We start from the raw sequence: 1,575 nt of genomic DNA on the forward strand, positions 1-1,575 counted from the left end.
GTAGTGGGCCAGCAGATCTACTACCTTTTATTCAGTCAGCATTCCGGCAACCTGTATTACCTGAGCACCGACGTAAATCGCCCTGCGGGCATCCAGCGGCTGAGCTCCGGTTTGCAGGTGATCCGCCCGGCGGGCGAGCAGCGGACGGTGGCAGAGATGGCCAGCCACCGGGTCTTTTCCCGTGTGCAGGCGCACTCCGGCAGTCTCCTGGCCGATACCCACAGTGGCTTCCAGCTGTGGATACCGGACGAGGCCTGGGACAACACCCGGGTGGTCAGCGAAAACCTGCCGATGGAAACAGAACCCTTTGCACACTGGCAACTCAAGGCCACCGGGCAGACCGTCGCCAAGTCTAACGATACCCTGAGTGTGCGTCAGTTCACCCCCCGATCCGGCGTGACGATGACGAGCCTGGACCTGGGCCAAATGGTCAAGACAATCCTGTTCAAAGTGACCCTGGATCACCCCGACACGGCCTGGACCAACGCCAGTGCCCGGGCCTTCATCACTGACATCAAGGGAGTGTTGCGCACCAGGGTGGCACAGGCCCGGCAGGAGTTCTCAGCAACAGTAGGTCTGGTACCCCTGACAACCCCGGTCGCCAACCACACCTTGTTCAACCCCTTCAGGACACTGGATCTCTGGTACTTCCCGGACGGTGACACCCTGCTGGCGGCCAAAAAACGCGACAAATTCAAGATTACGGTCAATGACGACGGCCAGCTGCTCGCCCTGTCGGATACCCGCAAAAAGCAAGCTTTCCAGTTTTTCCCACGGCCTGACCAAGGTGCAAAAGGCCATCCCTTTTGTGGGAAGGCTGGTGCCGTTCTGACCGGGATACCTAGCGAGTTCAAGAACCTGGTCTCCATTCCCTGCCGTTACGACTTCCCGGGTGGCAACGAATTGCGAGGCCGATACCAGTGGGAACCCATTGACCAGGCATGGAGCATCAAGACCCCGCGGGCTAAATACCTGGCCAACCGGAAACAACTGTCCCTGGTGGCGCTGGACCTGAGCCTGATGGGGCCCAGGCAACCCTCCGACAGCCTGATCTTCTCGACCTGGCAGGATTTCAACCAGGCCATGCGTTCCGTGCCAATAAGCGCTCGCCGACTGCTGGCCGACACCCGACTGATCGCCCTCAAGCTGCGCCCCGGCTATGCCCGAACCCGAGTGGCCTGGATAGATTACCGGGGCCGGTATTTCCATCAACAAAAACTGTTGTTCGGCCTGCCTGACAAGGAGCACGATGCCCAGCAACTGATTATTGGTCAAACCACGGTCAGGAAAAAGAGCACAACCCGGAATGCCCGGCCGCTTGAGTCAACGGCTTCGGTCGTTTATAGCCCAAAACACCAAACGCTCTACCAGGTCATCCTCGATAGTTACCAGTCACTGGGCACCTTTGGCAGGGTAGCCGTAATGGCGGACGGTCTGCTACTGTCAGGAACGCGCGGGGACGACAGTATCAACCTGGAAGCCTTGCGGCTGGATACTTACTACTATGAGAACCGGGCGGCCTCCCGCCGACAGTTTGGGGTCATGGTGGAGGGCCAGGGCGGTTCGGATGTGATT

General features: G+C 59.4%; 2 protein-coding genes. One reads left to right on the forward strand and one right to left on the reverse strand.

Translation table 11 applies throughout. The features are described from left to right. Positions 1–27 precede the first annotated feature (27 nt). On the reverse strand, positions 28–195 hold the full coding sequence (locus tag KDK16_RS01375; RefSeq protein WP_257274341.1) for a hypothetical protein: 168 nt from the start codon (positions 193–195) through the stop codon (positions 28–30). Between KDK16_RS01375 and KDK16_RS01380 the strand changes: the two genes are divergently transcribed. After that, positions 184–1,575, forward strand: a 1,392-nt coding sequence (locus KDK16_RS01380) for a hypothetical protein (RefSeq protein ID WP_257274342.1), incomplete at its 3' end; no start/stop codon positions are given. The two genes, KDK16_RS01375 and KDK16_RS01380, sit on opposite strands and share 12 nt — an antisense overlap.

The organism is Endozoicomonas sp. SESOKO4, assembly GCF_024606275.1.